This is a genomic window from Duganella phyllosphaerae, assembly GCF_001758785.1.
GTDB classification, from domain to species: domain Bacteria; phylum Pseudomonadota; class Gammaproteobacteria; order Burkholderiales; family Burkholderiaceae_D; genus Rugamonas; species Rugamonas phyllosphaerae.
This window is the reverse complement of the sequence record NZ_LROM01000104.1, coordinates 1-22,113: the sequence shown is the minus strand read 5'-3', so window position 1 is coordinate 22,113 and position 22,113 is coordinate 1. Positions and strand designations below refer to the sequence as shown.

The following is a 22,113-nucleotide window of genomic DNA, read 5'->3' as shown; positions in this document are numbered from 1 at the left end:
TAACAGGAGTGCAAGTGGTCAGTGATTCAGTGCAGCGCGTATGGTTCAATCGTGCCTTTTCGTCGGTCTATACCGCCATCAGCCTGATCCGCGAGGCGGACCGGGAACAGCGTTATCACCTGATCTACTCGCACGTGGCGCCCGCCACCGCCGGCCAGGTCGCGCACCAGTTCGAACTCGAACCCGCCGGCCTCAAGGGCGATGAATACGTCGCATGGTGCCTGGACTTCTGCCGCCAGCATGCGGTCAATATCTTCGTCACCGGCAAGGAAGCGCGCCTGATCATGGCTGCCAACGACAGCTTCGCCGAGATCGGTGTGCGGGTGCAGGCGGCCGCTTCAGCCGATAACCTGCAACTGCTGCACGACAAGGCGCGTTTCTATGCCACGGTCGCTTGCCCGCAGGCGCCGCCACCGCAAGCGATCGCGGTTCACACGCTGGCCGAGTTCGACGCCGCCTGGACCGAGCTGCGTGGCCGGTACAACAAGCTGTGCATCAAACCGTCGCAATCGATCTACGGCCTGGGCTTTGCCCTGATCGACGAACAGCGCAGCTGCGCCGAACTGCTGATCGCCGGCGTGCAGTACACCATCGGCCTGGCCGACCTGCGCGCCGGGCTGGCGCTGCTGCCCGAGTTCCGCACCATGCTGGTGATGGAATACCTGGAAGGGCGCGAGTACAGCGTCGATTGCGTGGGCGACAACGGCAAGCTGATCGTGGCCGTGCCGCGCAAGAAGCCGCAATCGTCGGCCGCCACCGGGCAGCGCATCGACATGCACGCCGATATTTTGGCCGCGTGCGCCACGCTGACTGAAAATTATGGCCTGAACGGCTGCTTCAACGTGCAGTTCCGCGAAACCGGCGGGCAGCCGCGCCTGCTGGAAATCAATCCGCGCATGTCTGGCGGCATCAGCATGGCGTGCGCGGCCGGGCCCAACCTGCCGTACATCGCGCTGGCCGGCTTCGACCGCGGATTCGAGCACGTCGAGATCGCGCCGGTGCGCAACGGCGCGCGCGTGACCGAAGTCTCGATCGCCATGGCGCTGTAATGGAGCGGCTGGCTGAAACCCTGGCGGTCGCGTTTGCCGGCCAGGCCACCGAGCGCGTGGTGGACCTGCCAACCGGCAAGCTCACCGTCACTGTTACGGCGCACGCTGGCGCGTATCCCCTCGATGCCCTGGTGGGCTTTGCCGCCCGCGCCAACGCCAAGCGCGGCTTCCTGTTCGTGAGCAAGGTGCTGGGCAAGCACTGGCCGGTGCGGCCAAGCGCCATGCGCGCCTTGCACCAGTCGCTGGCGCGTGGCTTGCCCCTGGCCCTGCCGGGGCCGGTGCTATTCATCGCCATGGCGGAGACCGCCGTCGGGCTGGGGCAGGGCGTGTTCGAGGCCTGGCTGGAACAGGATGTCGGCCGCGAAGCGCTGTTCCTGCACACCACGCGCTACCGCGTGGGCGACGGACCGCTGATCGAATTCGAGGAAGCGCACAGCCACGCGCCGCGCCAGTTCCTACACATGCCGCAGGATGCGGCGCTGGCCGAAAAATTTGCCCAGGCCCGTTCCATCGTGCTGGTCGATGACGAGGCCAGTACCGGCAACACCTTCGTCAACCTGGCGGCGGCTTGCCGCGCGGTGGCGCCCGCCATCGAGCACGTGCACCTGGTGACGATCACCAATTTCATGGGCGAAGCGGGTACGGCCAAATTGCTGGGCCGCTTCGGCGTGCCGGTCACGCACAGCGCCGCACTGGAGGGCGCGTACACGTTCGAGGCCGGCCAGCTCGACAGCGGCGCCGCGCCGGCCCAGCGTTACGACGCCAGCGCCGACCGTGGCGCCAGCGCAGGGTTCGGCCGGCTGGCGGTGGACCACGCGCTGGCGTTGCCGCCCGGGCTGGCGGCCGGCCTGGTGCACCAGGTGCAGCCGGGCCAGCGCGTGCTGGTGCTCGGCACCGGCGAGTTCATGCACCCGGCTTACCTGCTGGGCCGCGCGCTCGAAGACCAGGGCGCCGACGTGGTGGTGCAATCGACCACCCGCTCGCCGATCCTGGTGTGGGGTGCGGTGGCCAGTGCAGTCACCTTCCCCGACAACTACGGCGAAGGCGTGGCCAACTTCATCTATAACGTCGCGCCGGGCCAGTACGACCACGTGCTGGTCTGCCACGAAACGCCGCCTACGGCCGCACTGTACGAGCTGGCTGATCAACTGGGCGCGCGCCTGTTCCATTTCAAGTCGGAGAAGCTGGTTGAAGAAATTCCTGTTCGTTGACCTGGACGATACCTTGTTCAGTACCCTGGGCAAATGCGCCAGCCAGTCTGACCTGCATCCGGCCGCCTATTATTCGGACCGGTCGGTGTGCTCGTACACGACTGCGCGCCAGCGCGCCTTCTTGTCGCTGATGGACCCGGCCACCACGCTGATCCCGGCCACCGCGCGCCACCTCGATGCGTTCGGCCGCGTCGATCTGCCCTTCAATAGCTACAAGATCCTCAATTTCGGCGGCCTGATCCTCGGCCCCGACAACGAGCCCGACCCGGCCTGGATGGCGCAGATGCGCGCCGACATGACCACCGCACTGCCGGGCCTGAACGATGCGGCAGCCGTGATCAACGCGTACTGTGACGAGCAGGGCCTGGCCTCGCGCGCACGCGTGGTGGAAGACGGCGGCTTGCCGTTTTATACCTTGATCAAGGACGTGGACAAGCTGGCCGCACGGCTGGCGCCGATCGAGCACGAGGCGCTGGCGCCGTGGCTTGCCGGCCAGGGTAGTGGCCTGGGCTGCGGCTTCTACGTGCATCGGAACGGCAACAACCTGGCCGTTCTGCCGCGCACGCTCGACAAGGCGGTGGCGGTGGAGTACGTCACGCGTCTGCTGCGCGCCGAGCATGGCGAGATCATGACCATGGGCATGGGCGACAGCAAGTCCGACGCCCGCTTCATGGCCGCCTGCGATTACGCCATCATCCCCAGTAATACCCAGCTGGCGGCATTGACGGTGGCGGCGTTATGACCATCGTTCCATTCTCCGGCAGCTATGCCGCCGACGACGTGCAGTTCCTGCTGCGCCAGCTGCCGGCGCAGCAGTTCACCAGCGTGGCCGACAAGGAAGCGCTGATCCAGTCCGGCCGCAAGCATTACAGCGAAATGCTCTCGCCCGAGTCGCTGCCGTCGCAGCGCTACCTGCAGGTGTTCGACGACGCCTGTGCGGCCAACCTGGCGCAGATGGCGCGCGATTGCCTGGTATTGACCGGCATGATTGCGGCCCGCCGCACCGGTGACGTGACCTTGGTGTCCTTGGCGCGGGCCGGCACGCCGGTGGGCGTGATCGTCAGGCGCCTGTTGGCGCAACGGTTCGGGCGCGCCGCGGTGCATTATTCGGTATCGATCGCGCGCGACCGCGGCATCGACGCGGTGGCGCTGCGCCATATCGTGCAGCACCACGCGCCCGAGTCCATCGTGTTCATCGACGGCTGGACCGGCAAGGGCGTGATCTCGCGCGAACTGGCGCAGTCGGTGGCGGCGTTCAATCTTGCGCATGGCACCGCCATCGACAGCGGCCTGTACGTGCTGTCGGACCTGGCCGGTTCGGCCGCCTGCGCTGCCAGCGAGGCCGACTACCTGATCCCGTCGAGCATCTTGAACGCCACCGTCTCCGGGCTGGTGAGCCGCACCGTGGTGGGCGCGCCGGACCAATTGCACGGCTCCGTCTATTATGAACAGTTCGCGCCGCACGACCGCTCGCGCAGCTTTGTCGATGCGGCGACCGCCGCTGCGCTGGCATTGATCGATGCAGCACCGCCGGCCGCGACACTGGCGTTGACCGTCGCCTTGCTGCCGGCGGCAACGCAGGGGCGGCCCGTCGTCATTCCGCCGGTCGCAGCGCTGGACCGGGCAGCGGCAGCGGCTACGTCAACCGCTTGCCTGGCGCGCCTGCAACAGGAATATGACGTTGCCGACGTCAACCTGATCAAGCCGGGCATCGGCGAAGCCACGCGGGTGCTGCTGCGCCGGGTGCCGCGCCTGCTGCTGGTGCGCGATCCGGGCGCCGCCGACGTACGCCACCTGACCCTGCTGGGACAGGAAAAAAATGTGCCGGTCATTATCGATCAATCGCTGCCTTATCAGGCAGTATCGCTTATCAGGAGTGCACTCGATGGCTAACTGGACGGTCAACAAGCCGATGGGCGCGTCGCTGTATGTGCCGACGACCCACAAGGATTTGCTGGAAATTGCCAACGGCGTCAAGTTGCCCAAGCTGCGCTCGGTGATCTTTTGCACCGAAGACGCGGTGGCCGACAGGGAATTAAGCTACGCGCTGTTCAATCTGTCGATGATGCTGGAAAACATGGACCCGGTGGGCGTGCTCGACCGTTTCGTGCGGGTGCGCAATCCCGAAGTGCTCGAGCGCGTGCTGGCGATGAAGGGCGTGGAACATTTGACCGGCTTCGTGATCCCGAAAGCCACGCGCGAGAATTTCGACGCCTACTTCAAGCTGGTGCGCCAGACCGGGCACCTGCTGATGCCCACGCTGGAGACGGCCGAGGTGTTCGACGAGCGCGAGATGATCGCCTTCCGCGAACTGTTGCGCGCGCCGGGGGTGGTGGGAAGAATCCTGGCGCTGCGCATCGGCGGCAACGATTTGCTGGCGCTGCTGGGCATCCGCCGGCCGCGCAACATGACGATCTACCGCACTCCGCTCGGCTCGGTGATCGCGCGCCTGGTGACCACGTTTGCGCCGTACGGTTTCCGCCTGACGGCGCCGGTGTTCGAACACCTGGACCAGGATGCCTTGCTCGATATGGAAGTGCAGGAAGACCTGGCGCACGGCCTGGTAGGCAAGACCGCGATACACCCTTACCAGCTGTCGCTGATCGAAATGCACTACCGGGTACAGCCGACCGACGTGGCGGCCGCGGAGAAGATCATGGACGAGGATAGTCCGGCGGTATTCAAGATGGGCAACTCGATGTGCGAAGTGGCTACGCATCGCGCGTGGGCGCAAGCGGTAATACAGCAGGCCAATCATTTTGGGACGTATCCGGATAACAGCATGGCGCCGAATTCGGATGGATGATGTGGCGTGTGCGTTGATATGCTGATGCTGATGCCGCGTGCGGTGGGGGCGGGGCGCCGCGAGGCGCTGACCGTAACCGTTAGCCCAAAACCCGTCATCCCCGCGCAGACGGGGATCCATGGAACGGTTGATCTGTGGTAAAGACCGATTGACCGTTGAGCGAACCTGGGGTTCTATGGATCCCCGCCTTCGCGGGGATGACGGATCATGCGCTGACGACTAACCGTGCGGCAGCATGCCACTAACCGTAGTGCGGCCGACCGCTTAACGCGCTGGTGGCGGTGCTGCCGGGTCTGGCGTGGTGCCGCCCGGTGGGGTGGTGCCGCCTGCCGGTGGGGTTGCCATGCCGTCAGCCGGCGGCGTGGTCGCTGGCGGTGGCATGGTCGTGTCTGCTGGCGGCGAGCCGGTCGGCGCCGTGTTGGCCGGTGGTGCTACAACTTCAGGTGCTGGCGGATCGACTTCCTGCTTCTTGCAACCGGTAACAGCGGCGGCGGTCAGGATCAAGGCGAAGACGAACTTGGCTGGTGCGTGATGCTGTTTCATGTTGAGCTCCTTGTGGTGACAAACAAGCTACATCGTAAGCATTCCTCAGTCCGTGCGCTATCGGCGCGCTTGCGGCCTCCTTGTAGGACTAGTCAGCGGTCGGTTGTATCACTTCTTTCCTGATGGAACAGGCTGCTGGTGCTCCCGTTCGCGGCATACGGTATCAGGATCGATGCGGCTGGCCACTGACGCCGCCTCACCGAGCCGGATGCCCCGGCGCCGCGCCGTACGCTCGATCACGGTGCCGCCTGCGGGCTCGGCATATGCTGGATCGGACTGGGCTTTTTCCAGCGAGACGTAGCGGGCGCCAGCCCGGTCCAGCCGTTGCAGCACGTCGGGCAGGGTCACTGCGCTCCAGCCGCCCAGGTGGGTCAGCAGCACTTGCGCAATCACGCGGCCATACACGCGCTGCGAGTGGGCCTGCATCCTGGCGATACCGGCATCGACCGCCGCCAGGTACTGGTTCTTCATCGCGGATATGGTGGCCTCATCGCCGCTGGCCACGCAGCGTGCATAGGCATCGGTATAGGCCCAGTCATCGAACGAGATGCTGACATCGGCCACGCGGTAGCCGCGTGCGCGCAGGTAGGCCAGCGCTGCCGGCCAGCGTTCGCCGCCGCCGTCGAGGAATGGTAACCGCAGGTAGCGCCAGTCGGCGCCCTGCATGCGCTGCGCCACGGCCGCTTCGCCGGCTTCGACGTCGGCCTGCCAGGCGGCCAGCGACGGCGCCTTCGACAGACCGAGGTGGGTGGCGGTGTGGTTGCCCAGCGGGTGGCCGGCGGCGCGCCAGGCGTCGAGCACCTTGGCGTCGTCGGCGGCATCGGCCCCGGCTAATTTGCCGGCGTTGACAAACCCGAACGCTTCGGTCACGCCGTGCTGTTGGAAGGTATGCAGGGTCGATTCGGCGATGCCCAGGCGCGTCACGCCGGGCGGCAGTTGGCCGTGGGCGGGCAGGTCGTCAACCGTGACAGCAACTTCGAAGCCCTGGGCGCAGGCGGCGGCGGCGCAGAGCAGGGCGGCAAGCAGGGCGGAAACTGCGGTGGCGCGGGTAGGTGTCATGAGGGGTAAGCGGAAGTCGGTGATGCTGCATCCTAATCGAAGCGCCATGCCGGTGTGGAAAAAAAATGCCGCCCGGTCTTGCGACGGGCGGCATAGTCAGGCTGATCGAGCGCCTGTGGCGTCAGCTTAGAACTCGTATGCTGCCGTGAAGCGGACCTTGCGGGCGCCCTGGTACGAGACCGGGCGCATATAGGTGGCGCTGACGGAACCCACTGCAGCAGCTTCTGCCTGCTCGTCGATCGCGGTGGTGGTGCGTTCGTTGAACAGGTTCAGTACGTCGACCTGGAAGCTCAGGCCTTTCTGCCACTTGGGCTGATAGGTTGCCTGCACGCCCACCTCGGTAGTCCAGGCAAGGCGGCCTTGCGAGCCGCGAGGTTTCAGCACGCCGTTGCAATAGAACGACGACGAGCCGTAGTCGACCGAGACTTCATCGAGGGTGCCGTTGTACACGCCCAGGCAGTTTTTCGGACGGCCCGACTGCACAACGATGTTGCTGCCTACGCGCCACTCGTCGGCCAGCTGGTAGGCGCCGAAGATCTTGAAGGTGTGACGGCGATCGTTGGGCAGGTAGCCGTTCGAGCCTTCCATCAGGCCCGGGAAGTCCCAGTCCTGGCTGATGCCGGCGTCATCCTGGCCGATGTCGGACTTGACGTAGCCTTCGGTATTGCCCTTGCTAAAGGCCATGACGTACGAACCCTGCAGCGACCATTTGCCGTCCCATGGGCGCTCGAAGGTCAGTTCAAGGGCCTTGAAGGTCCGTTCAGGTTTCGGGAAACCCAGCGCCGAAGAAGGGATGACCACGCGGGTAAAGCCCTTGCCATCGTCGAAATCGACGTTCGCGGTCAGGTCGCCACCCGGGTTGTACAGGAAGCAGTGGTCGACGGTGCTGCCGATGGTCGCCGCCTGGCCGGCGCTGTAGCCGTTGGCTGCGGCCCATTGTTCCGCGCCGGGACCGTTACACATATCGTCCATCACGCGTTTCAGCTTGCGATAGGTGACCTTGCCGCCGACGACCCAACGGTTGGCCAGCGCTCGCTGGATACCGAGGATGTACTCGTCCTGGTACATGGGCTTGATGTTCGGGTCCACGACCGAACGTGGATCGCCGGCGGTGCCGTCGCCGGAGACGACGGTGTTGCCAAGCTTGGCGCCCATGGCTGGCAGGCCGAGACGGTCGTTGGCAAAGCTGCCGTTGAAGGCGTACACGTCGGTGTAGTCGGTTTCGGCACCGGCCAGACGCACGTTGGTGTTCGACATCACCGGAATGTAGTAACGACCGGCGTTGGCGAAGACCTTGGTCTCGGCATTGCCGCTGACGTCCCAGGTCAACCCCAGGCGCGGGGCCCAGGTATTCTTGACTTCGATGAAGGTAGCGCCACTGGCATTCTTGTTGGTAAACGATTCGTTACGCACGCCGAGCGAGGCGACGACGTTCTTCGTCACCTGCCAGTTGTCTTCGATGTAGTAGGCAGAATTTTCAGTTTCAAACGCACCGCCGTTAATGAAGCGACGTACGGTCACGATGTCCTGCGAAGCGCCAGTGTTGTTGGTGTAGCCGCCAGCCAGGGTGCCGCCTGAGGCCAGCGTGGTGACGCGATAGTTGTCGGCGCCAGGATAGAAGGTGCCGTTCACCACTTTGTATTTCTCGTTATCCATGCCGAAACGCAGGCCATGGTCGCCGATGGTCCACTCGGCGTCGAGGCGGAATGCCTTGCGCTCATCGTTGGCATTCGGATCGTCAATCGAGGTCGTGGTGGCGCAGCCATACTGGAGCACTGGCGAAACACGGCGATCGGTAATGTACGGGCAGTCGGCAGTCGAAATGTTGGATTTGCGGTTGTAGCGACCCACGCCATAGATACCGGACACGGTGAAGTTATCGGTCAGCCACGAGGTGTACTTGGCGATATAGTTCTCGCCGCCCGTCGTGTAATCGTCATGGCCTTTGAAGTCGCCCTTCTGTTCGCCGTACTGGTTGGGCGACTTCCAGGTATCGACCTTGTCCTTGGCTTTGTCGCTGAAGGCGGTCAATTCCAAAGTATTGCTGTCGTTGATGTTCCAGTCGGCTTTGAGCAGGTATTTCGGTGACTTGGATGTGGTCACATCCTGCTGCGACGAATCGTAGGTTTTGCGTTCGATATCGGCACCCTGCACCAGTCCGAAGATGAACAGTTTGTCCTTGATGACCGGGCCGCCCAACCAGACGTTGGCCTGCAGGTCGTCGGTGCCGCCGGCACGCTTGGCGTTGTGCCATTTGCCGTCGGTGCCCTTGACTGGATACAGCGCCGAGCCTTCCAGCGATTCGGGCGAGTACATGACGTTGACGCCACCCTTCCATTCGTTGGTACCGCGTTTGGTGGTCACCGACAATACGCCGCCCAGCGATCGGCCGTATTCGGGGCCGTACCCACCGGTTTTTACCTCTTGCGTGCCGATGGCGTCAAACGGCACCTGGTTGAATGCTACGCCATTGAGGGAATTGGTGACGTTGAAGCCGTTGATGTAATACACGTTTTCCGCCGGCGAGGCGCCGCCGAGCGAAGGCACGTTACCAGCGCGTAGCGCGGTCTGGCCGATCCGGCTGTCGCCACGGGTCGCGCCCGGCGCCAGCAGGGCAACTGCGGTGACGTCACGGGCGACAGGAATGCGGTCGATCGCTGCCTTGCTCAGGACCGTGCTCGATTCCGGCGATTTGAAATCGATACGCGAGACGAGTGAGCCGGAAACGGTGACCGAGGCCACTTCGTTGAAATTGGCCGTAGAGCCCTGGCCCGCGTTGACGACCACTGCTTCGGTTTGCTCGGTACCGTTTGGCAGTGTCGCCTTCACCGTGTAAGCGCCCGGTGGCAACTGGGACAACTGGAAGATGCCATCTTTGCCAACGGTGACGGAACGGCTGGCGCCGATCGCAGGGTTGGAGGCAACAATGACCGTTCCACTCACGGCTTTGCCCGACACGCTACCCGTGGTCGATTGCGCGTAAGCCGTGTTCACTGCGGCAGTGGATACTACCGAGGCCATAAAGGCGACCGACAACGCATGGGCCACTACAGTTTTTTTCAACATCTGATTCCCTTTGGTTAAGCTCTTCAGTCGAGAGCCTTTATTTTGACAACCGCGTTTTGCCGACGCGAACCACTCATGTAAGTTGTTGCGAAAAATAAATCATTGCAACAAGGTACTGATGAGTTCATCAAAACATAGCCAGGGAATCAGTGTCAATTAACCCGAATAAAAGTCTGAAAAATACAACGTTACCAAAATAAGATGCACCATGTTGGCCTTGGAATGCATCATTTATGGGCGTATTTGGCGGTCTTCGACGAAGAATGCACTGGTATGATGCGTGCCGCCAAGACGCCCAAAGGTAAGGACAAACGTCCGGAAATCAGGAACCTTTGCTGGCGCCACCATCGATGGCAGCGAGAATCACGTGTTCGGCGGCCTGGTAGATATTCGGGTCGCGCAGGATGTCGTACTGAAAAGCGCCGCCCGGCGTGGCCATCAGATTGCCGTCGCAATACACGCGGGCGTTCCAGTCGGCGCCATGGCCCACGCTGTAGGTGCCGAGATAGGTGATGGCGCGGCCGTCGCGCTTGCGGGTAAACGAGCCCTTGATGGGCCACTGGTCGAGCCAGTACGACGCCATTTCCGCCGCATAGCGGTTGGCGCCGTCGGCGCTGCCGAATTCGGCCTGCGGATACGCTTGTTCGTAGACGACGTCGCCATCGGATGAGCCGCCGCGGTAGATGCGGAAACAGGCGTAATAACCGTTGTCCGCCGTGCGTTTGGGCGTGCAGACGATGTAGTGGCCTGCGTATGCGTAACTATGTGATTGCGCCATATGACCTCGCTTTGATGAACTTGTTTGGCGCATCGCACCAAACCGCCCGTAACCGTGCTTGGGCGATGTTTATAGAGCAAGAATAGCACAGGATTTTGCGATAAGTCAGTTCAAGCGTGCGCCGTGGTGAATAAATTATTGCGACGCAGCATGGCGCCGGAGGCAGATCGGTTCACGGCAAGCGGCCCCGGTAGCTCTGCGGCGCCAGTTCCTGCTGCGGCGCCAGCGCTTGCAGGCGCTTGTACAGCACCCGGGTTTCCAGCAGGTTCCATACGCGCAGCATCGCCTCCAGCGTGTCGAACGGCTTGGTCAGAAAGTCCTTGGCGCCCAGCGACAGCGCGCGGCGCTTGGCCTCGGCGGTGGCGTCGGCGGTAATCACCAGCACCGGGCGGAAGTCGTACGGATCGCCGCGCCGCTTCAAGCGCTCGAGCACGGCATAGCCGTCGAGGTCGGGCATCATCAGGTCGAGCACGATCAGGTCGGGATCGAAGGCGGTAAACAAGTCGAGCGCGGTGCGGGCGTCGGTCGTGCCGACCACGTGGGTCAGGCCCTCGGCGATGAACATGTCTTCCAGCAGCCGCAAGTTGGCGGGCTGGTCGTCGATGATCAGGATGCGCGAGGCGAGTACTTGGTTTTCCATCATGTTGGTTGTCCGGTAGAGTCGAGCAGGGCGAAGAACGCCGGGATGTCGAGCGGTTTGGCCAGGTGCGGCAGGGGCTCGTCGCGGTGGTCGATGTCGATGCCGCTGCCCAGCAGCACCACGGTGGTAGGCAAGGTCAGCCATGGCTCGCCCGCCAGGTTGGCGGCCAGCAGCAGCAGGTCGGGGTGGTCGGTCTGGGCAATGCCCAGGCCTTCGGCAGCATCGGCCACGGCGGTCACGCGCCAGTGCGGCCGGCGCTGGGCCAGGGTGGCCACCAGGATGCGGGTGGCCGGATCGGCTTCCACGCACAGCAGGTGGTGGGTGCTGGCGCTGGCCGGCGGCAGCGCCGGTGCGGGCGCAGGCTGGTCGACCTGTTCCTGCGCATCGGCCCCGGCGGCGGCCTGGGTGGCTGCTGTGGTGGCCAGCGGCAGGGTCAAGGTAAAGCGGCTGCCCGGCCCGGCTTTGTCGTGCAGCACTACATCGCCGCCCATCGCCTGCATCAGCGCCTTCGACACCGCCAGGCCCAGGCCGGCGCCTTCGGTCTTGCCGCGCTCGGCGCCCAGGCGGTCGAACGGTGCGAACAGGCGGGTGCGCAACGACGCCGTGATGCCGGGGCCGTTGTCATCGATCTGGATCGCCGCGAGTTCGTCGTCGATGGCCAGCTGGATCGTCACCACGCCGTCGCGCGGACCGTACTTGATCGCGTTCGACAGCAGGTTGAGCAGCGCTTGCAGCAGGCGCTGGCGGTCGGCCAGCACCGCCGCCGTGAGGCCGGCGTGGTCGTGGCGCAGCTGCACGCCGCGCTGGCGCGCCAGCGGCGCCATCAGCATCATCGCCTCGTCCAGCAGCGGCGCCAGCGCCACCGGCACGCACGCCAGCGTCAGCTTGCCTGCTTCGATGCGGCCGATGTCGAGCACCTCGTTGATCAGTGCCAGCAGGTGCTGGCCGGCCTGGCGGATGTGCTCGGCATGTTCGCGCTCACGCGGCTCGCGCAGGCCCGCCTCAAGCAGTTGCGCATAGCCGAGAATGGCGTTGAGCGGGGTGCGCAGCTCGTGGCTGGTGCGCGCCAAAAATTCGGTCTTGGCGCGGCTGGCCGCCTGCGCGGCGGAGGCGCGTCCAGCCAGCAGCACACTGGCCTGGTGCAGCCGGTCGGCCAGTTGGCCCAGCTCGTCGGTGGTGGACGGCGTGGGTTTGAGCGGCAGGTCGTTGGATAGCCGTTCGGCATTTTCGGCTGCCAGCCGCACGCGCCGCACCAGCCCGAGGGTAAAGGTGAGCGTGGCCATCGCCCCGGCCATGCCGGCGCCGATCACGATCATGGCCATCCACAGGTTGCGGTTCGAGGCATGTTGCAAGGCCAGCGTGCGCTGCTCGACCAGGGCCGCCTCGCGCAGGTTCATCACGGCAATCTCGGTGCGCAACTGGTCGAGGATCTGCTTGCTGCTGGCCAGGTGGGCCTGCAACTCCGCCGCGCTGGCGTTGCGCTGGCCCCGCATCAGGTTCAGGCTGGCGAGCTTGCGGCGCAGCAGCGGCGTGATGCGCGCCAGGCTGGCCAGCTGTTCGGGATCGACCGCGCGCGCCTGCAGGCTGGCCAGGGTGGCCGGCAGTTGCTCGGCAGCGGTGTGGTAGGGCACCAGGAAATCGTCGCGGCCGGTGAGCAGGTAGCCGCGCACGCCGGTGGCCGCTTCGGCAATCTGGGTGTGCAGGCGCTGGATGTCGGCTTGCGCCTGCATGGTGCGCAGCATGTCGGCGGTGGCGGCGGCCGTATTGCGCTCGAGCGTGTAACTGGTGGCGGCCGAGCCCACCAGCAGGGCCAGCGAGGTGACGATGATGGCGCCGCCCTTGAAGCCGAGCGACCAGTGGCGCGGGTTCAGTCGGGCGAAAGTGCTCATGAACCCAGTCCCAGGTCGGCCGCTCGCACGGCGGCCTGGGTGCGGTCGTTCAGGTCCAGCTTGTGCAGGATGCGCTCCACATGCACCTTGACCGTGCCGGCGGCAATGCCCAGGTGTTCGCCCATGGCGGCGTTGGTCCAGCCTTGCGGCAGCAGGGCCAGGATCTGCAATTCGCGCGGGGTGAGCGACTTGAGAATGGCGGCGGCTTCCGCCGCGCCCACGCGCGGCGCCGCCCGGCTATTGGCCAAAGCCGCGCCCAGCAGCGTGGCCAGCGCCTGCAGCGTGAGCAGGTCGTCGGGATGCGGTGGCGGTGCGGCGGCGGCGCAGAGCAGGGCCAGGATGCCGCGATGCTTGCCGTCCAGGCATAGCGGCACCAGCACTTCGAGGCCGGTGCGCTGCTCGCGGCCGATGCGCAGGCCGCTCGGCACGTCCTGGCGCACCAGCGGCGCCACCGGTCCCGGCTGCAACACGGTGTGCAGCGCCATCGCGTGCGCCACCCGTGCCCCCACCGGCGGCACGTTGCCGTGGCTGGCTGCCACGTGCAGCGCGTCGTCCTTGAGTACCAGCAGCAAGCCATCGTCGAGCGACAAAAACGCCAGGGTCTTGGCCAGCACGGTGGAGAGCGCGGACGGACGGGCGCCGTCCTGGGCCAGCGCGCCGGCAGCGTCGGTGAGCAAGCGCCATCGCGCGGCGCTGCTTTCGCTCTGGCGGTAACGGGTGCGGACCGCGTGGGCGCTGTCGCCGGCAGAAGGAGACGCGGAAGGAGAATTCATTGCATGCAACCAGTTTCATGTGAGGATACGCAGTGTATATGCCACCCGGCATATGCCGCAACCCCCGGCCGGCAGATTTTCAAAGTGCCTACGACCGCGATACTGGCTTCATTGGCAGTCACCGACCGCCGATGATCCTCAACTACACGGAGCACATAATGAAAAAAGTCCTGATCGCCCTCGCCCTCGCCGCATCGACCACCTTCGCTGTTGCCGATATTGCACCGAAGTTTTATACGGGCGTCGTCACCGCCCCGGCCAACGCCCAGGAAGCGGAAATCGCCGCCCTGTTCGACCGCTGGAACGCCACCCTGGCCACCGGCGACGCCGCCAAGGTCGCCAGCCTGTACGCCAGGGACGGCGTGCTGGAGCCGACCGTGTCGAACGAAGTGCGCACCACGCCAGCCGCCATCGAGGACTATTTCGTCAAGTTTCTCAAGATGAAGCCGGTCGGCACGATCAATATGCGCCAGATCCGCATGCTGGGCAGCGATTCGGCACTCGACACCGGTGTGTACACGTTTCGCCTGACAGTGGACGGCAAGCCGCGTGACGTGCAGGCGCGTTACACCTATGTGTACAAAAAGGTGGGTGGCGACTGGAAAATCCTGAATCACCATTCGTCGGCGATGCCCGAAGTTGCCGCCAAATAACGGTGACTGAATAGGAAAAGCCCCGTGGTAGCAGCAACTACCCGGGGCTTTGGTTAATAGCTGGAGAAAGCATGTTTGACTGCTGAGAATGGTAAATAGTAATTCTTAAGCCAGTCTTAGCTGCACTGCACCATTTATGATTTTCCAACGTGAAGCCGACCTTTTGCCGCACCGCCAGGATGGTGTAGCATGTCGGATGGCGCAGCGGGCGGGCGCATTTTGCCTGCCGCCGCCGGTACTTCAAGGAAAACCATGCAAATCAAAATTAACGACGTGCTGCGCGCTTATATCGAGCCCCTGACCGAGGCCGAGTACATGGCGCTCGAGCGCAGCGTGCTGGCCGAGGGCTGCCGCGACGCCCTGGTGCTGTGGCAGGACACGCTGGTGGACGGCCATAACCGTTATCAAATCTGCCAGGAGCACGGCATTCCGTTCAAGGCGGTGGAAAACACCAGTTTCCGCGACCTCGACGACGTCAAGCTGTGGATGATCGACAATAACCTGGGGCGCCGCAGCATTTCCGACTACCAGCGCGGTGTGCTGGCCCTGCGCAAGAAGGAAATCGTCCGCGCCCGTGCTTTGGAACTGGCCGCCGAAGCGGCAGCGGAAGACGCCGCCATCGCGCCGCCGGACGGCGAAGCCAAGCCGAAGCCGGCTGCCATGCCGCTCACCTCGCGCGAAGACATCGCCCGCGCTGCGCGCCTGTCGAGCGCCACCATCAGCCAGATCGAAAAAATCCAGAAGACCGCCACGCCGGAGCTGGTGGAAGCGGTGCGCTCGGGTACGATTTCGATCAACGCCGCCGCCACCGTGGCGTCGTTGCCGGAAGACGCCCAGATCGCCGCCGTGGCTGGAGGCAAGAAGGAACTGCAAAAGGCAGCCAAGGAAGTGCGCGATCTGCGTACCGCCGGCAAGCCGCCCAAGGAAGCCAAGGGTGCGCGCGAGGACGGCGAGCGCGATTACAATCGCAATCCCACCGAGGCGGACGAGTTGCGGCGCGAAAACGCTGCGCTGCGCGAAAAGAACGCGGCGCTGCTCGAAGAAATTACTGCGTTGCAGCGGCGTATTTCCGAACTTGCATCGAGTTCGTCCCAAGGATAATCACCTGATCCGGAGTTTGCCGATGCACCGATGGCGCGCCACGCTGGCCTTGTTGTGTTTTGTTCCCCTCAATGCAGCGCTGGCGGCCGCTCCGGCTCCCGCAGCGCCCGCTGACGCCGACCTGGCCCGCATGCAGGCCCAGGCCAAGCGCGTGACCATTCTGCGCGACCGATGGGGCATTCCCCACGTGTACGGCAACAGCGACGCCGATGCCGTGTTCGGCCTGCTGTACGCCCAGGCCGAGGACGATTTCCGCCGGGTCGAACGCAACTACATCAACGCCCTCGGCCGCCTGGCCGAAGTGGAAGGCGAGGCCGAGCTGTACCGCGACCTGCGCATGAAGCTGTTCATCAACCCGGACTTCCTCAAAGCGCAATACCAGCAAAGCCCGGCGTGGCTGAAAAAGCTGATGGTCGCCTTTGCCGACGGCCTGAACTATTACCTGGCCACCCATCCCGACGTCAAGCCCGACCTGATCACGCATTTCGAGCCATGGATGGCGCTTGCCTTCAGCGAAGGCAGCATCGGCGGCGACATCGAAACTATCGACCTCAAGCAGCTCGAAGCGCTGTACGAGCACGGCGCCCATCCCATGATGGCGCCGATCCTGCTGGCCGACCAGGGCAGCGACCTCGACCACGAGCCGGGCGGCTCCAACGGGTTTGCCATTGCACCGGCGATCACCAAAAACGGCCACGCGCTGTTGATGATCAACCCGCATACGTCGTTCTATTTCCGTCCCGAAGTGCAGGTGCACAGCCGGCAAGGTCTGAACGCCTACGGCGCCGTGACCTGGGGCCAGTTCTTCGTGTACCAGGGTTTTAACGACCGGGTGGGCTGGATGCATACGTCCGGTGGCGGCGACGTCATCGACGAATACCTTGAAACCATCATCGACAGGGATGGCCAGTATTTCTACCAGTACGGCAACGAGCAACGCCCTTTGAAGGCGGTCGATATCGAGCTGCCGTACAAGACTGCCGGCGGCATGGCCCGCAAGACGGTGAAGGTGTACTACAGCCACCACGGCCCCATCGTGCGGGCCAGGGACGGCAAGTGGATCGCCGTGAAGCTGATGAACGAGCCGCTCAAGGCGCTCACGCAATCGTTCCTGCGCACCAAGGCGCGCAACTACCAGGAATTCTACAAATCGATGGAGCTGCGCACCAACTCCTCGAACAACACCGTCTATGCGGATGCAGACGGCAATATCGCCTATTTCCACGGCAATTTCATCCCGCGCCGCAATCCCAGGTTCGACTTCAAGCATCCGGTCGATGGCAGCGACCCGGCCACCGAATGGCAGGGCCTGCACGAGGTAAAAGAAACCATTACCCTCTTCAACCCGAAGAATGGCTGGATCTATAACACCAACAACTGGCCGTACACGGCAGCCGGTCCGTACAGCCCCAAGGCCAGCGACTACCCGGCCTATATGTCGATGAACCCGGAAAACCCGCGCGGCATCCACGCCGTGCGGGTGATGGAAAACCGCAAGGATTTCACCATCGACAGCCTGATCGCGGCGGCCTACGACCCCGCGCTGCCGGCGTTCGAGCCGCTGCTGCCGCAACTGTTCGCCGCTTACGACGACCTGCCTGCCGACGATCCACTGCGGCCAGCGCTGGCGCCGCAAATTGCCGCGCTGCGCGGCTGGGACATGCGGTACGCGCTGGACTCGGTGCCGACCTCGCTGGCAATATACTGGGCCCAAGACTTGACGGCCGCTTTCGGTCCCGTTGCCAAGGCCAGGGAAGTGCTGGTGCTCGACTACATCCAGGCCGCGCTGACGCCGCGCCAGCGCCTCGAAGGGCTGGTGCGCGCATCCGCCAAGCTCAGCGCCGACTTCGGCACCTGGCAAACGCCGTGGGGCGAGATCAACCGCTTCCAGCGTCTGACCGGCGATTTGGTACAGCCATTTGACGACAGCAAGCCCAGCCTGCCAATGCCTTACGCTTCGGCCAACTGGGGTGCGCTTGCGGCATACGGCATGACGTCGAAACAGACCACCAAGCGTATCTATGGCGAGCGCGGCAACAGCTTTGTGGCCGTGGTGGAATTCGGCCCACGCCTGAAGGCGCGCAGCATCCTGGTGGGCGGCCAGAGCGGCGATCCGGCTTCGCCGCATTTCGCCGACCAGGCCGAGATGTTCGCCAGGGGCGAGTTCAAGCAGGTATTGTTCTACCGCGAAGACGTGGAACGCCATGTCGAACGCCGCTATCATCCCGGCCAGTAAATGGACAGTTATGGCCAGTAAATGGTCAGTAAATGGTCAGCAAGCGGTGTTGGTAATATGCAACATTCAGCATACGTAGTTTTACTGGCGTCCCAATATTGATATCGCAACCAATATGTTTTCCTGGAAATGCCCTCTGAACACTGCTGGTGTCCGGTAGTGCTTGATTTTGCTGGTATACGTGGTTTTTGGATAACTGTTCAAGTGTTCCGAGACTGTCTTGAATTGTGTCATCGTCGGTATTTGCCTGTTTATCACTATTAATATTATTTATAAAGAATATTAATTTGCGCTGATATAGTGATATCTATGGGAGTGCTCACCGGCAATTCCTTCTGATTTCACTTACTTTGGCAAGGCACTATCCATGAAAAATCTCAACATTGGCGTTCGCCTGGGCATCGGTTTCGGCATCGTATTGCTGCTGCTGATTGCCACCACCGCCATCGCGGTCATGCGCATGCAGGCCGGTACGGCGCTCACAGACCGGCTGGTCAACACCAGTTTCAAGAACCAGCGCATGGTGGCCGAGTGGGCCAAGGTTATCGAAATCAATGCGGTGCGGTCCTCGGCGGCCTGGCAGGCCACCGGCGAGGCCGATCAAAAAAAGTACGAGGCCGACATGGCCGCTGCCTCGACCCGCGCGGTCGAGGTGCAGCAAGCGATCGACAAGAGTATCCGCAATCCCGGCGTGCGGGCCCAGTTCGACCGGGTGCTGGTGGCGCGCACCGCGTACATCGATGCGCGCAACCTGGTCTTCCAGCTCAAGGCCGCTGGCGACATGGCGCAGGCCACGGTGGCATACCAGGGTGGCCTGGTGCCCAAGGGCGTGGTCTACCTGGAAGAAGTCAACAAGCTGCAGACCATGCAGATGGCCGCCGCCGACGGCATCGCCAGCGACGTCATCGACCTGTCGGTGTCCACCCGCGACATCATCATCGTCCTGGGCCTGGTCGCGCTGGTGCTGGGCGTGGGCTTCGCGCTGTACATCACGCGCTCGATTACCGGCCCGATCAACCGCGCGCTGCAAGTGGCCGAGACCGTGTCTGCCGGCGACCTCACCAGCGTGATCGTGGTCGAGAGCCGCGACGAAACCGGCCGCCTGATGGGCGCGCTCAAAACCATGAACGACAACCTGGTCGGCATCGTCGCACAGGTGCGCAGCGGTACCGATACCATGGCCACGGCCTCGGCCGAGATTGCAGCCGGCAACCAGGACTTGTCGAGCCGAACCGAGCAGCAAGCCAGTTCGCTGGAAGAGACCGCCTCGTCGATGGAAGAGCTGACCGCCACCGTGCGCCAGAACGCCGACAATGCGCGCGAAGCGAACCGCCTGGCGCAGGACGCGGCCGGCGTTGCCAACCGCGGTGGCGCGGTGGTGGCCAACGTGGTCGATACCATGGGGTCGATCAATGAGTCGTCGCGCAAGATCGTCGACATCATTTCGGTGATCGACGGCATTGCCTTCCAGACCAATATCCTGGCCTTGAACGCGGCGGTGGAAGCGGCGCGCGCGGGCGAGCAGGGCCGTGGTTTCGCCGTGGTCGCCTCGGAAGTGCGCAACCTGGCCCAGCGTTCGGCGGCAGCCGCCAAGGAAATCAAGGTACTGATCGACGACTCGGTGAGCAAGGTCGAAGCCGGTTCGGTGCTGGTGGACCAGGCCGGCCACACCATGAGCGAAATCGTCCAGGGCATCGGCCAGGTGACCAGCATCATGGGCGAGATCACCAGTGCCAGCGCCGAGCAGAGCGCCGGCATCGAGCAGGTCAACCAGGCCATCACCGAGATGGACCAGGTCACCCAGCAAAACGCCGCGCTGGTGGAACAAGCCTCGGCCGCCGCCGAATCGATGCAGGAGCAAGCTGCCGGGTTGTCGCAAGTGGTGAGCGTATTCAAGCTCGACGCCATGGCCCAGGTGGCCCAGGTAAACCAGGCATCCCCGGCGCGCCGTCCCGTCAAGCCGGCGGCAAGCCGCAAAGCGGCAGCAGCACCGGCGCGTTTGCCGGCAGCGGTCAAACCAGCTGCCGCCACGCCAGTGCGCAAGCCGGCGCCGGTGTCGGCCAAGGCTGAGGCGAACGAGTGGGAAGAGTTTTAAACGGCGTGATCTATTCGCGATGTGTTTGCGCTGACTGCATATCAAAATAACTACCGCTACTACCGTGACCTCCTGGAGGCTCTTTCATGAGGTCACGTGCGCAGATATCTCGACGCCATTGCGGACAGTCTTGCCAATGCGTTCCTGCGCTGGCAGCAAGACGGCGACAACTGGTTTGAAGTGGACCTGGAGTTGCCCCACGGGGTAGTGCAGCTTGCGGCCGAACTGGTGCTCGACCCAGGATCGGGCACGCTGGCGCTGTTCGATGTGGCCATCTATCCGCTGGACGACATGATTTATCCGGTGGGATCCTCCGCCAGCGCATTTCGTGAAGCCATGCGCGATCTGCGATATCTGGCACGGCAAAATGGCTACCCCCGTGTACAATCGTTGGCGAACGTGTATCCAATAGTTCCTCGGCACGTCCCGGTCACAAGATTTGTGTTAGCTTGTGATGATATGGAGGCCCTATGAACTTCCCTACCTACGAATACTTGCTCGCCCACATCAAACGCCTGGAGTTTGCTACGCCTGACGAGGCTGAGCACTACCTGTTCCAGTCGCGCGCATCCGTCATACTGGCAATTCGCGTAACGCGGGATGCGTTTGGCCTGTCGTTGGGACAGGCCAAGAAAATCGTCGACCGGCACCCCGTGTGGCACCGGAAAGCCGTGCTGGGCGGTCGCATTCAAAACGTCGCGCGGAAGGTTGCCTTGCGCCACGGTGAACAATGCGAACAACGGGATCTGCTGCAGCGTTAACCCTCTTGCGCGGTTTGCGTCAGGTCTGGATCAGATTTTCGGACTCTTCCCTCGTCAAAAGCGCCGGTTCCGTCTCCGGCGCCCCTGCCACCAGCTCCAGGTTGTCGATATTGTTGTTGCGCACGTTGCCGTCCTTGTGGCGCACCTGGGTGTAGCGCCTGGGGTTGGGCAGGTACACTTCCGCCACCAGCTCGTGCACGTAGAACTCGCCCACGCGGTTGCCGCCGCGCAGCTTGACGCGCAAGCCGTCCGGGTACAGGGTAGGGCGCACCGCGCTCACCTTGGGGCCGGCGCACATTAATACCCGGCCGTCGCGCGAGATTTTGTACATGCCGCTGCCGGGAATGGGCTTGGCGCTGGCCACGGTGACCGAGTAGAGCACGCCGAGCGCCAGGACGCCGGCGATGATGAAGACGATTTCCATCTGCTTGGATGTAGTGGTGGTAATGGCTCGATAGTAGCAGCCAATCGCGCTTGGGGTAGCCACGAACAACGGCCATTATTCCCCCTATATCGTGGCTTTCCGCGCCGCCCCTTTTCCACGGTTTATAATCGCGCTCAACTTTTTGATGCGGCGCTCGTTGCGCTGCATATTCACCCTATTTTGGAACACCATGGCAAGTCTTCACTTCAGGTATTCGGCGATGAACGCAGGCAAGAGCACCTACCTGCTGCAAGTGGCGCACAACTACAAGGAAAACGGCATGGAGGTGCTGCTGCTCACCTCCGCACTCGACGGCCGCGACGGCTACGGCGTGATCGCCTCGCGCATCGGCCTCAAAAGCGAGGCCACCACCTACACCGCCGAGACCGACTTTGCCGCGCTGTTGCAGGATGTGAAAGTCGCCTGCGTGCTCATCGACGAGGCGCAATTCCTCACCGTCTCCCAGGTCCATCAACTGCACTGGTGGGTCCACACCACCAATACCCCGGTAATGTGCTTCGGCCTGCGCTCCGATTTCCAGGGCAACCCGTTCCCCGGCTCGGCCGCCTTGCTGGCGCTGGCCGACAGCCTGGAAGAAATCAAGACCATCTGCAAGTGCGGCAAGAAGGCCACCATGAATATCCGTACCGACGAACACGGCGTGCGGGTGCGCGAAGGCGACCAGGTGCTCATTGGTGGCAACAGCCTGTACCGCCAGGTCTGCGCGGGCTGTTTTTACAACTAGGGATAACCAGGCAGACTTGACCCTGCACTTAATGAGTGTAGTTGCCCTACCCAAAGACAGAATACAAGGTGCCAGGCGATGGTGTCCAATGGTGGTTATCAGCTCATGCCAGTCATGAGCGGTACCAACCACCCGAAACACACCCATCAAGGAGCATCACGTGAAATCCGATCAAAGCCCTATCGACACCGTCACCTCGCGCCGTACCGCCATCGTTGGCAGCCTTGGCGTTGCCGCCGCCGCTGTGGCGGCCACCTTGCCGGCGTCGGCATCGGCTGCCAACG

At 63.5% G+C, this 22,113-nt stretch carries 20 protein-coding genes; 12 read left to right on the top strand and 8 right to left on the bottom strand.

Annotated features, from left to right (window positions below):
• Positions 1-14: 14 nt before the first annotated feature.
• From DUPY_RS18930 to DUPY_RS18910, 5 genes are read left to right on the top strand one after another with little or no spacing between them, the layout of a single operon-like run.
• Positions 15-1,049, top strand: coding sequence for an ATP-grasp domain-containing protein (locus tag DUPY_RS18930; protein ID WP_084640797.1), 1,035 nt, complete (start codon positions 15-17; stop codon positions 1,047-1,049).
• Positions 1,049-2,260 (top strand): phosphoribosyltransferase domain-containing protein, encoded by a 1,212-nt coding sequence (locus tag DUPY_RS18925; protein WP_070250077.1) that lies wholly within the window; start codon positions 1,049-1,051, stop codon positions 2,258-2,260. The genes DUPY_RS18930 and DUPY_RS18925 overlap by 1 nt, the downstream gene beginning before the upstream one ends.
• Entirely contained in the window at positions 2,238-3,002 is a 765-nt protein-coding gene (locus DUPY_RS18920) for an HAD family hydrolase (protein WP_070250075.1), read from the top strand. Before DUPY_RS18925 ends, DUPY_RS18920 begins: the two co-directional genes overlap by 23 nt.
• On the top strand, positions 2,999-4,153 hold the full coding sequence (locus tag DUPY_RS18915) for a cysteine protease StiP domain-containing protein (protein WP_070250073.1): 1,155 nt from the start codon (positions 2,999-3,001) through the stop codon (positions 4,151-4,153). The genes DUPY_RS18920 and DUPY_RS18915 overlap by 4 nt, the downstream gene beginning before the upstream one ends.
• Positions 4,146-5,066 carry an HpcH/HpaI aldolase/citrate lyase family protein gene (locus DUPY_RS18910; RefSeq protein ID WP_070250071.1) on the top strand — a complete coding sequence of 307 codons (921 nt, stop codon included), beginning with the start codon at positions 4,146-4,148 and terminating at the stop codon, positions 5,064-5,066. Before DUPY_RS18915 ends, DUPY_RS18910 begins: the two co-directional genes overlap by 8 nt.
• 264 nt (positions 5,067-5,330) lie before the next feature.
• On the opposite strand, the gene DUPY_RS18905 is transcribed toward DUPY_RS18910, so the two are convergent.
• The 7 genes from DUPY_RS18905 to DUPY_RS18875 all read right to left on the bottom strand — a co-directional run bounded on the left by DUPY_RS18905 (position 5,331) and on the right by DUPY_RS18875 (position 13,814).
• Positions 5,331-5,609 (bottom strand): hypothetical protein, encoded by a 279-nt coding sequence (locus DUPY_RS18905; protein WP_070250069.1) that lies wholly within the window; start codon positions 5,607-5,609, stop codon positions 5,331-5,333.
• Positions 5,610-5,717: 108 nt separating this feature from the next.
• Complete coding sequence (locus DUPY_RS18900; RefSeq protein WP_070250060.1) at positions 5,718-6,668, bottom strand: polysaccharide deacetylase family protein; 951 nt, start codon at positions 6,666-6,668, stop codon at positions 5,718-5,720.
• A 126-nt stretch (positions 6,669-6,794) separates the two neighbouring features.
• Positions 6,795-9,734: a TonB-dependent receptor gene (locus DUPY_RS18895; protein ID WP_084640796.1), complete on the bottom strand. Its 2,940-nt coding sequence runs from the start codon at positions 9,732-9,734 to the stop codon at positions 6,795-6,797.
• A 322-nt stretch (positions 9,735-10,056) separates the two neighbouring features.
• Entirely contained in the window at positions 10,057-10,512 is a 456-nt protein-coding gene (locus tag DUPY_RS18890; RefSeq protein WP_070250056.1) for a DUF6566 family protein, read from the bottom strand.
• 172 nt (positions 10,513-10,684) lie between these two features.
• The gene (locus DUPY_RS18885; protein ID WP_070250054.1) at positions 10,685-11,155 is read right to left on the bottom strand and encodes a response regulator; all 471 of its coding nucleotides are present in this window, start codon (positions 11,153-11,155) and stop codon (positions 10,685-10,687) included.
• Positions 11,152-13,041 carry a sensor histidine kinase gene (locus DUPY_RS18880; RefSeq protein ID WP_070250053.1) on the bottom strand — a complete coding sequence of 630 codons (1,890 nt, stop codon included), beginning with the start codon at positions 13,039-13,041 and terminating at the stop codon, positions 11,152-11,154. The genes DUPY_RS18885 and DUPY_RS18880 overlap by 4 nt, the downstream gene beginning before the upstream one ends.
• Positions 13,038-13,814, bottom strand: coding sequence for a helix-turn-helix transcriptional regulator (locus tag DUPY_RS18875; RefSeq protein WP_070250051.1), 777 nt, complete (start codon positions 13,812-13,814; stop codon positions 13,038-13,040). The genes DUPY_RS18880 and DUPY_RS18875 overlap by 4 nt, the downstream gene beginning before the upstream one ends.
• A gap of 158 nt (positions 13,815-13,972) precedes the next feature.
• Between DUPY_RS18875 and DUPY_RS18870 the strand changes: the two genes are divergently transcribed.
• From DUPY_RS18870 to DUPY_RS18845, 6 genes are all read left to right on the top strand, one after another.
• Positions 13,973-14,467 (top strand): SgcJ/EcaC family oxidoreductase, encoded by a 495-nt coding sequence (locus tag DUPY_RS18870; RefSeq protein WP_084640795.1) that lies wholly within the window; start codon positions 13,973-13,975, stop codon positions 14,465-14,467.
• Between the two features lie 252 nt (positions 14,468-14,719).
• Positions 14,720-15,568 (top strand): hypothetical protein, encoded by an 849-nt coding sequence (locus DUPY_RS18865; protein ID WP_070250049.1) that lies wholly within the window; start codon positions 14,720-14,722, stop codon positions 15,566-15,568.
• 22 nt (positions 15,569-15,590) lie between these two features.
• Entirely contained in the window at positions 15,591-17,804 is a 2,214-nt protein-coding gene (locus tag DUPY_RS18860) for a penicillin acylase family protein (protein WP_070250047.1), read from the top strand.
• A gap of 367 nt (positions 17,805-18,171) precedes the next feature.
• Positions 18,172-19,899, top strand: a complete 1,728-nt coding sequence (locus tag DUPY_RS18855) for a methyl-accepting chemotaxis protein (RefSeq protein ID WP_070250044.1) — start codon at positions 18,172-18,174, stop codon at positions 19,897-19,899.
• 96 nt (positions 19,900-19,995) lie between these two features.
• A complete protein-coding gene (locus DUPY_RS18850) occupies positions 19,996-20,373 on the top strand; it encodes a hypothetical protein (RefSeq protein WP_070250042.1) in 378 nt (125 codons plus the stop codon).
• Positions 20,370-20,660, top strand: a complete 291-nt coding sequence (locus tag DUPY_RS18845) for a hypothetical protein (protein WP_070250040.1) — start codon at positions 20,370-20,372, stop codon at positions 20,658-20,660. The genes DUPY_RS18850 and DUPY_RS18845 overlap by 4 nt, the downstream gene beginning before the upstream one ends.
• 19 nt (positions 20,661-20,679) lie before the next feature.
• Here the strand turns inward: DUPY_RS18845 and DUPY_RS18840 are convergent, their stop codons facing one another.
• Positions 20,680-21,147 carry an HNH endonuclease gene (locus DUPY_RS18840; protein WP_141749605.1) on the bottom strand — a complete coding sequence of 156 codons (468 nt, stop codon included), beginning with the start codon at positions 21,145-21,147 and terminating at the stop codon, positions 20,680-20,682.
• 127 nt (positions 21,148-21,274) lie between these two features.
• On the opposite strand from DUPY_RS18840, the gene DUPY_RS18835 reads away from it, so the two are divergent.
• The gene (locus DUPY_RS18835) at positions 21,275-21,829 is read left to right on the top strand and encodes a thymidine kinase (RefSeq protein WP_070250036.1); all 555 of its coding nucleotides are present in this window, start codon (positions 21,275-21,277) and stop codon (positions 21,827-21,829) included.
• The last annotated feature ends 284 nt before the right edge of the window (positions 21,830-22,113 follow it).

Excerpts from the sequence above, each read along its gene's own strand:
- DUPY_RS18910 (WP_070250071.1), top strand. The coding sequence starts at position 4,146 with ATGGCTAACTGGACGGTCAACAAGCCGATGGGCGCGTCGCTGTATGTG.
- DUPY_RS18860 (WP_070250047.1), top strand. The coding sequence starts at position 15,591 with ATGCACCGATGGCGCGCCACGCTGGCCTTGTTGTGTTTTGTTCCCCTC.
- DUPY_RS18845 (WP_070250040.1), top strand. The coding sequence starts at position 20,370 with ATGAACTTCCCTACCTACGAATACTTGCTCGCCCACATCAAACGCCTG.
- DUPY_RS18925 (WP_070250077.1), top strand. The coding sequence starts at position 1,049 with ATGGAGCGGCTGGCTGAAACCCTGGCGGTCGCGTTTGCCGGCCAGGCC.
- DUPY_RS18890 (WP_070250056.1), bottom strand. The coding sequence starts at position 10,512 with ATGGCGCAATCACATAGTTACGCATACGCAGGCCACTACATCGTCTGC.
- DUPY_RS18880 (WP_070250053.1), bottom strand. The coding sequence starts at position 13,041 with ATGAGCACTTTCGCCCGACTGAACCCGCGCCACTGGTCGCTCGGCTTC.
- DUPY_RS18885 (WP_070250054.1), bottom strand. The coding sequence starts at position 11,155 with ATGATGGAAAACCAAGTACTCGCCTCGCGCATCCTGATCATCGACGAC.
- DUPY_RS18905 (WP_070250069.1), bottom strand. The coding sequence starts at position 5,609 with ATGAAACAGCATCACGCACCAGCCAAGTTCGTCTTCGCCTTGATCCTG.
- DUPY_RS18895 (WP_084640796.1), bottom strand. The coding sequence starts at position 9,734 with ATGTTGAAAAAAACTGTAGTGGCCCATGCGTTGTCGGTCGCCTTTATG.
- DUPY_RS18865 (WP_070250049.1), top strand. The coding sequence starts at position 14,720 with ATGCAAATCAAAATTAACGACGTGCTGCGCGCTTATATCGAGCCCCTG.
- DUPY_RS18915 (WP_070250073.1), top strand. The coding sequence starts at position 2,999 with ATGACCATCGTTCCATTCTCCGGCAGCTATGCCGCCGACGACGTGCAG.
- DUPY_RS18870 (WP_084640795.1), top strand. The coding sequence starts at position 13,973 with ATGAAAAAAGTCCTGATCGCCCTCGCCCTCGCCGCATCGACCACCTTC.
- DUPY_RS18855 (WP_070250044.1), top strand. The coding sequence starts at position 18,172 with ATGAAAAATCTCAACATTGGCGTTCGCCTGGGCATCGGTTTCGGCATC.
- DUPY_RS18875 (WP_070250051.1), bottom strand. The coding sequence starts at position 13,814 with ATGAATTCTCCTTCCGCGTCTCCTTCTGCCGGCGACAGCGCCCACGCG.
- DUPY_RS18900 (WP_070250060.1), bottom strand. The coding sequence starts at position 6,668 with ATGACACCTACCCGCGCCACCGCAGTTTCCGCCCTGCTTGCCGCCCTG.
- DUPY_RS18835 (WP_070250036.1), top strand. The coding sequence starts at position 21,275 with ATGGCAAGTCTTCACTTCAGGTATTCGGCGATGAACGCAGGCAAGAGC.